The sequence below is a fragment of the Promineifilum sp. (SeqCode) genome, assembly GCF_041918635.1.
Classification (GTDB): domain Bacteria; phylum Chloroflexota; class Anaerolineae; order Promineifilales; family Promineifilaceae; genus Promineifilum.
Map to the genome: position 1 here is coordinate 1 of NZ_JAYRVJ010000278.1, position 8,143 is coordinate 8,143.

An 8,143-nucleotide genomic window follows, 5' to 3' on the forward strand; every position below is an offset into this window, starting at 1 on the left:
CAGCGGTCGGCGACGTGGATGGGCGAGCGGGCCACGTAGCGCTCGCGCTGCGCCGGGTAGGGGCCGATCATGGAGTCGAGGTAGCGCGACTCGAACTTGTGCGTGTCCTTGGCCAGCGCCTCCACGTCGCTGACGCCGAAGTGGCTGGCGGCGGCCTTGAATACGTCGTGGAAGGTGATGGCGCACAACGTGGTGTAGCCGCCGGCGCTGCCGCCGCGGATGATGAGCCGGTCGCCGTCCACCACCCCCTGCTCCACCAGCCAGCGCGCGCCGTTGATGCAGTCATGCACGTCCACGATGCCCCAGTTGCCGTTCAGCCGCTCGCGGTAGGGGCGGCCGTAGCCGGTGCTGCCGCCATAGTCCACGTCGAGGATGGCGAAGCCGCGGCTCGTCCAGTACTGCCGGTTAAGGCTGAGCACGGCGTTGGTGGCCGAGGTCGGGCCGCCGTGGCTGGTAACGATCAGCGGCGGCAGTTCGCCGGCCGGGGCGACGAAGTCCCGGTTGTGCGGCGGGTAGAAGTAGCCGTAGGCGGTCAGGCCGTTCTCGGTGGGGAACTCCACCAGCCGGGGGATGGACAGGAAGCCGGCTTCGACCCGGATGTCCGTCGCGCGGCGCAAGACGGAGTAGCCGCCTGTCGCCAGGTCAACGCGGACGATGGCCGGGGCCTCCGTCGGCGAACCGCCCAGATAGACAAACTGGCGGTCGTCGGCGCGCAGGTGGCCATAGGAGGCGTAGATGAGGGTGTAGGGCAAGTCCAGCGAGATCAGGCGGCCCGCGACCGTGTCCAGCCGGGCCATCGTCACCTCGCCCTTCTGGATGTAGGCGCAGATGATCGTCTCTGGCGAGACGAAGTCATAGGTCGAATGGGCCAGGCCCCACTGCGGCTGGCCGAACTCCGCCTCTAACGGGTGGAGCGCCTCGGGGCCGGCCTCGTCCAGCCGGTAGAGATTCCACCAGCCGGTACGGTCGGAGATGAAGTGGAGCACGCCGGCCGGCGACCATTCCGGCTGGTAGATGGATTCGCGCACGCCGCCGGCCACCAGCCGCTGATTGCTCAGCGAGCCGTCACCGGCCACGTCGGCCAGCCACAGTTCCGTGCCATCCCAGGGCATGTTGGGGTGGTTCCACGTCAGCCAGGCCAGCTGGCCGCCGTCGGGGCTGAGGCGCGGCGTGCTGTAGAAGTTGTTGCCTTCGACCAGCACCGTCTGCTCGCCGCCGCCCAGCGGGACGGCGACAAGGGTATTGACCGCCTCGCGCCCCGCCTCGCGGTGGTCTTCGCGGACGCAGAGCAGCCGGCCGCGTCGCGCGTCGAGCTGCATGTCGGCGTAGCGCAGCGCCGCCTCGGGCGTCAGCGGTTCCGGCGGTTCGCCCGGCCGCTGCCGGTAGAGGCGCTGGTCGGCGAAGTTGGCGAAGTAGACGACGCCGGCCGAGACGGTGTAGTCGCCGCCGCCGTACTCATGGACGCGGGTGCGAGCGTTGAAGGAGGCGGGCGTCACATCTTCGGGGCCGGCGGCGGCCGTCCAGCGGACGATGACGTTGCGGCCGGCCTCCTGCGCGCGCCCCTCGATCCAGTAGATCGCGTCGCCGTCGATGAGCGGCTGCGACAGAAAGACGCTGCCGGTCAATACCAGGTCGGTGGAGATGGGCGAAGCCCAGGAGCCGTAGGGGGCCGTTGTTGGTTCGGGAGAGGGGGTTGATGGGGACATGGGCCAATGATAATCCCCCGCAGCCCAAACAGCGAAAACAACGCCACAAGGCTCATGGACTATGCAGCCGTCGTCCCCCGTTCGGCCGCCAGGCGTACGCTCTCTCGCCTCCAGGCATGCATGTCGCGGTAGCGCTGGCGGGCGTCGGCCGGCATGCGGGCGGTGACGGCCTCGATCTCGCTTTGCAGGCGAGCGAGTACCTCCGGCGCCCGCGCATCGCCCGCGGCGGTCAACGTCTGATAAGCCGCCCATAGGCCGCGCTGGGTATCCTCGTGGGTCTCCAGCCCTTCGGCTAACAGACGGGGCAGCGCTGCCTCCAGATAGGTCAGGGCCTCGGCCCTATCGCCGGTGTAGGTCAGAGCCTCAGCCAGGTATATCTGGGTCTCCGGCAGCAAGTGAACCTGGGCCATCTCCTCACGTAATGTCAGGGCGGCCCGCAGGGGAACGGTGGCCTCAGGAGCGCGACCAGCCTCCAGCAGGACGCGGCCCATACCGGTCAGCACGTAGCCCAGGGTCGGCCGGTCGCCGGCGGCCTCGACACCCTGCCGGGCCTCTTCGTAGAGAGCGAGAGCGACCTCGGTATCCCCTTCGGTCGCCATGACAAAGGCCAGGTTTAGCAGCCAGACGTTGATGCCGATGGTGTCGCCGGTCTCGCGCGTGATGCTCAACGCCTCTTCAAAGCATGTGCGGGCAGCAGCCAGATTGCCAGTGTCCATTTCCGTCACGCCGAGATTGCCGATGACGGTGCTGATGCCCGTACGGTCGCCAATGGCCCGGGCTATCTCCAACGACTGCTCAAAGTAAGCCCGCGCCACGTCGTAGTTAGCCTCATTCTCCTCCAGTACGCCCAGGCTGTTGAGCGTCCGGCGCTCGCTGCGCCGGTCGCCCGATTCGCGCGCCAGGGTCAGCGCCTGATCGAAATAGCCGCGCAGGCTGATGAGGTCGCCCTGCTCCTGCGCCGTGATACCCAGCGAGCGCAACGCTTCCGATTCGATATCGCGCGCGCCGCCGCGCCGGGCCAGGTTCAACGCCGTTTCCAGGTGGTGGCGCGCCGGCTCGTACTCGCCCTGAGCGCGATGGGCGTGACCCATGATGAGATGCGCTCTGGCCCGGCGGGGAAGGTCGTCGTCGCGAGCCTGGCGTTCGGCTGCTGCAGCCGCCACTGTCGCCGCGGCGAGGTCGCCGGTGGCATTGCTATAGAAGCCGCGGCGCAAAGCGGCCTCGGCCAGGCGGTCGGCGTCGCCTAACTCAGCTGCCAGTGCAGACAGGCTGGTCAGGTCGGCGTCCTGCACATCGCGCCGTCCCTGGATATGGTAAATCGCTTCGCGTTCGAGCAGCAAATCGTAGCGCTCGGCGGCCGCCGCCGGCGGCAGCAGGCGCAGCGCCCGGCTCAGGGCGCGTTCGGCCTCCGGCAGCGCAAAGCGGGCAGCGGCATGCTTGCCGGCGCGCGCCTGCCAGCGGGCTTCGTCGTGTTCGTCGCCAGCAGCGGCATAGTGGGCGGCAATAAGGTCGGCAAACTCGTCGACGCGGTCGCCGCCGGCGTAGATGAGCCACTCAGCGGAGCGGCGATGATAGGTGCGCCGGAGCCGCCGCAATACGCTCTCGTAGGTCACATCACGGAGCAGGGCATGCTTGAAGACGTATTCATGCGTGCCCTCGAAGGCGGTCTCTTCGCGTGGATAGACCAACTCGCGCCGCCCCAGCGCCGACCAGAGAGGCTCGACCGACTCCGGCTCGGTTTCGGCGACGTAGGCCACAGCCGCGTCCCAGAACAGACGGCCGACGACCGAGGCGCGCTGCAACGTCTCCCGCTCGACGACGGGCAGGCTGTCGAGCCGAGCTTGCAGCACGCCAGTCAACGTCGCCGGCACGTGGACATCGTCCAGCCGATCCATGTACACCTGCCACCGCTCGCCATCCTCCGGCCCGCCTGCCTCGTCGCGCCTGATGACGCCCTGCTCGATGAGCATCTTGATCAGTTCCTCGACGTAGAAGGGGTTGCCCTCGGCGCGAGCGACGATGAGATCGCGCAGGCGGTCGGGGACATTCTCAGCTTTCTGCAGGATCTCGGTCACCAACCGGCCGCTCATGTCCTCGCCCAGCAGGGCCAGATCAATGCGCCGGAAGCCGGGCCGTTTGGCCAACCAATCGGGACGGCGTTCGTAGAACGAAGGCCGCGCCGCGCCCAGGATAAACGCCGGCTGATCGCGCAGGGCGGCGGCCAGCGATTCGATGACATCTAGCGAGCTGTCGTCGGCCCAGTGCAGATCCTCGAGCAGCAGTAGCAACGGCCGGCGCAGGGTAGCGGCGCGGAAGTAGGCCGTCAGATGTTGGAGCGCCTGATCGCGCAGTTGGCGAGCATCGCCTAACAGCGGCCGGACGTGAGGACTGGCGCTGAAGTCGTAGCCGATCAGGTGACCCACCAAAGGGGCCGCGATCTCGGCCTTGTCATCGCCCAGCACCCCGCGGAAGCCAGCAACCAGCTTCTCGCGCACCGTTGGTGGTTGATCGTCGTCAAAGATACCGCAGCGGAAGATGAAGACGTCACGCAGCAGCCCGAAAGGCAGGTGCTGCGTCTCCTGCCGGGCGCGACCTCGATAAAGCTGGACGTTGACCGGTTGCAAGTCGCCCCAGTTCTCGAACTCGTAGAGCAGGCGCGATTTGCCCAATCCGGCCTCACCGACAACGATGGCTGCGCGGAAGTGGCCGGCCGTCGTCTCATGGAACATCTGCTGCAGCGCGGCCATCTCGGTGTCGCGGCCGATCATGCGCGTCTCCACGCCCTCTACGCCGCGCCGCCGCGTGCGGAACGAGCGCGATTTGGCCCGCAGGACGCGATAAACGGGCACAGGCTCGGGAAAGCCCCGGGCCTCCACAGCCGGTAGCACCTGCAAGTCGAAAACACCCCGAACGTGTTGATAGGTATGGTGGGAGATGAGCACAGTGTTGGGCGCGGCGGCGCTCTCCAACCGGGCAGCCAGATTCACCGGCAGGCCGGTAACGGCATCCTCGCCCTCGGTGACGCCGCCGATGAGCACCATGCCGCTGTCGATGCCGACGCGCACCGCGAAGCCGCGCAGGCCGCGCTCCGCTTCCAGTTCGGCGGCGATGGCCGCGCCGGTGACGAGAATATCCAGCCCGGCGCGCACGGCGTTGTCGGGGTCGTTCTCCTGCGCCGTGGGCAGGCCGAAGACGGCTTTGAAGCCGTCCCCCTGGTAGCGCACGACGCGCCCGCCGTGGCGCGCCACGGACTGAGCCAACCGCTTCAGCGCCGGGTCGATGATCTCATCTATCTCTTCTGGGTCGCGGCCGTGCATCAGGGCGGTGTGGCCGGCCAGGTCGGCGAAAAGGATGGTCGCCAGGACACGGCGCTGCTGAGGCTCGGCCGCCGGCTCCAGTTCTGCCAGTTGGCGGCGCAGCGCGTCGAGGGTGGCGTCGAGGACGGCGTCATCGATGGTTCCGCGTAGGCTCTCCTGTACGGCGATGGCGTGCTCTAGTTGGGCTCGGGTGGGCATGGCGTCTCCGTCTAGCGATACGATTCAACGGGATAATAGCACAGGGTCGCCCGGGGGACAGAATCGATCAGTGACTCATTCACAGGCTGCTATTATGTGCGTTCGTCGGAATGAGTGGCGAGCAGTCGCCCGAAAGTATCAAATTCCAGTAGATCAGCGTTGTGCGGCTCCATCAGGAATGGTCGGACATCGGCTACCACTGCCGTCCAGTCCAGTTGTCGCAATCTCTCTCTAATGATCTTGCGCCAGTTGGCGGCCGTTACCTTTTCGCCTGTCCACCCGGTTTGCAGTAGGGCATTGTTGAGTAATGTAAGATTGGGTGAAGGCCATGCAGAATCAGTGAGATACCACATCAGGTCGAACAAGTCGCGCCCCTTGGTATAGGGGCGCTGGAGAATCGCGTGCAGCTTGCCGCTCAGCAGCGAGGCCTTGTCATGATGCTGAAGACGAAGCAAGCTGTGGCGCCGAACAACGCTGACGTCGAGCCCGGCTCCAGCGGGTGGCCGGGTATCTACCTCGATTTTGATCATCAGCGTTTCGTCGCGTAGCGCCGGCAATCCTAGCTCGCGTGGCAGGCCGCGAAACCGAATCTGCCCGCTGTGAACGGGCTGTTGCTCGCTAACGCGCAACTCAACCGGATAATTCTCCGCGGTCAGGTCGGCGGTGATTGCCTGTAAGTAACGACGAAGATCGTAGGAAGCATGAGGCCGTTCCAAGGCGAAGTCAAGGTCTTCGGAAAAGCGCGGCAATTGAAACAGGAAGCGCAGCGCCGTGCCCCCATGGAAAGCAAGGGGGATCATGGCGCCGCTGCCCTGAAGACTGAGTAAAATGCGCGATTGCAGATACTCGCGCGCCATATGCCGGCCACGTAAGGGATCGCCGGCAGCAGCGACCAGTTCCTTCAGATACTCTTTCACAGGGTCTCGTACATACTTTGCTCTTGACGCGCCAGTTCAATGATAACATCGGCCGCGCGGCGCAGCTTGGGCTTGGCGGCGCGTTCGGCCAGATGACCTAGTCGATCCAGGTCAAGCTGCTCCAGATTTTGCAGGCGCAGCGACGACAGATAGCCTGGCGTGTCGCCACCCGGTTGTAGGTACGCCAGATCGAGCAGCGCCTTCTCCGGGAAGGCGACAAACGCTGTCTGATCCTCGCCAACGATTAGCCGTTCGTAGCCAAAGAGCAATGCCGGCGCGATCCGGTGATAAATGAACAGGGCGACGGGCGTCATCCAGCGTCCCGGCCGGCGGGCGCTGACGCTGGTCACGGCCGGGACGTACTCCGGGATAAGCCCATAGTAGGCCAGGGCACTCTGCAAACTGACGTAGGAGCCGGGAACCATCCGATTGGCGACGAGAAAGGGATGAGGTGCAGCTTTCTGGTAGGGTGGCGCGGGCGCGTACAGGCCGCGCCGCAGTTGCCACAACTTGCCCGTACGCACCCACTCGGTCAGTTGACGCTGGATGTAGGCGGGATTCTGCTGGCCGGCCAACAAGAAGCCCGTGTCGAAAATGGGCGCTTGACCCAGCAACCCAAGTAATTCATCGAAAATCATTACAATAACTTACAATATTTTGTAAGTTATTGCAATGGTTTCAGCGAATAGGCGTTTTACCGCTGTACCTCCACCACCACTCCATCCTCAGCCCACTGATACAACAACTCCGCGTTCTCGGAACTGAGCAGGATGCAGCCGTAGGTCACCCGGTGGCCCAGGTCGCCCGTCCACAGCAGTTGGGCGTTGCCGCGCGTCGGGAAGCCGTGGAAGCCGTTCATGAAGTCCGACGTGGGCACGGGGCGGTAGATACCCATGAAGGACGGCATCCACAGGTCCCAGTTGCCGGCGTAGGCGTTGGGTTCGTGCGACTGAATCTGGAAGACGCCCGGCGCGGTCGGGCTGCTGGCGATGCCGGTGCTGGACGGCCACTCCCACTTGAGCGCGCCGTTCTCATAGACCCGCGTGCGCTGCTCGGTCATGTTGACCACGATGCGCTTGTTCGGCGCGGGCGGCAGCGGCAGCAGCACGTCGGGCGACGGGATGACGAGCTCCTGCCCCACGCTCAGCGCGTCGACGCCGGGGTTAGCCTGCTGAATCCACGGGTAGGGAATGCCGTAGTCGTAGCCGATGCTCGACAGCGTCTCGCCCGACTGGACGGTGTGGCGGCGCTCCGGGTGATAGATACGCGCGACGGCCGCGGGCTGCTGCGCCCGGATGGCCTCGCTCAGCGCGGCCGGCGCGGCCTCCTCGTCCAGGTAGCGCCCATCGCCTAGCTCCGCCTCCAGCGTGTCCAGATAAGCGGCGGCGATCTGCTTGTCCAGCGCCCACGTATACGGCGTCGCGCCGGTGGGATCGACGGCCAGCGTCAGCCACTCGCTCCAGACGCGCGGCTCGACCGGCCAGCTGAAGCGCTGATCGCGCACCGGATCATACGCCTCCAGGGTGACAGTCGTCGTCAGCAGGCGGTTAGCCTCGTCCACGGCGGCCGACACGTCTTGCACGGTGGCCGGCACGGGGCGAACGGCCAGCGTCAGTTGCCCCGCGCCCAGGACGCCGCCGGGATCAGCCTCCAACGCGGCCAGCGTCGCCGTCAGGTCGAGTTCACGCCCCTCGACAGCTGGGATCGCCACGGCGCGGCCATCGACCACGTCGAGGCCGGCGTTGACCGGGGCCACAGCCAATTGTGGGGCCAGCGCGACCAGCGTCCGCTCGGCGACGGCCGGGTCATAGCGCCAGACGGGCGCAACCTGGAACCAGTCCCCGCGCGCGGCCGGCAGGTCGCGTAACCCGGACAGGGAGCGTCCCTTATCGGCGGCGCTGCGGGCAGTGGCCGCGGCGTCGAGGGTCATGCCTAACTCGCCCGGCTTCACCGGCCAGCTCAGGTCGCCGTTTTGCAGCGTCACCGTCTGCTCATCCCAGCGGGC

Annotated in this window: 5 protein-coding genes; all 5 read right to left on the reverse strand. The window is 66.3% G+C overall.

The genetic code is table 11. From position 1 onward, the window contains the following. A partial coding sequence (locus tag ACE3UY_RS09130; RefSeq protein ID WP_374687234.1) for a prolyl oligopeptidase family serine peptidase occupies positions 1-1,706 on the reverse strand: 1,706 nt, incomplete at its 3' end. A gap of 59 nt (positions 1,707-1,765) precedes the next feature. Next, positions 1,766-5,221: a tetratricopeptide repeat protein gene (locus ACE3UY_RS09135; protein WP_374687235.1), complete on the reverse strand. Its 3,456-nt coding sequence runs from the start codon at positions 5,219-5,221 to the stop codon at positions 1,766-1,768. A gap of 92 nt (positions 5,222-5,313) precedes the next feature. After that, on the reverse strand, positions 5,314-6,138 hold the full coding sequence (locus ACE3UY_RS09140) for a nucleotidyl transferase AbiEii/AbiGii toxin family protein (protein ID WP_374687236.1): 825 nt from the start codon (positions 6,136-6,138) through the stop codon (positions 5,314-5,316). Continuing rightward, positions 6,135-6,776 carry a hypothetical protein gene (locus tag ACE3UY_RS09145; RefSeq protein WP_374687237.1) on the reverse strand — a complete coding sequence of 214 codons (642 nt, stop codon included), beginning with the start codon at positions 6,774-6,776 and terminating at the stop codon, positions 6,135-6,137. The genes ACE3UY_RS09140 and ACE3UY_RS09145 overlap by 4 nt, the downstream gene beginning before the upstream one ends. Positions 6,777-6,832: 56 nt before the next feature. Continuing rightward, positions 6,833-8,143, reverse strand: a 1,311-nt coding sequence (locus ACE3UY_RS09150; RefSeq protein ID WP_374687238.1) for a L,D-transpeptidase family protein, incomplete at its 5' end; no start/stop codon positions are given.

Excerpts from the sequence above, each read along its gene's own strand:
- ACE3UY_RS09145 (WP_374687237.1), bottom strand. The coding sequence starts at position 6,776 with ATGATTTTCGATGAATTACTTGGGTTGCTGGGTCAAGCGCCCATTTTC.
- ACE3UY_RS09135 (WP_374687235.1), bottom strand. The coding sequence starts at position 5,221 with ATGCCCACCCGAGCCCAACTAGAGCACGCCATCGCCGTACAGGAGAGC.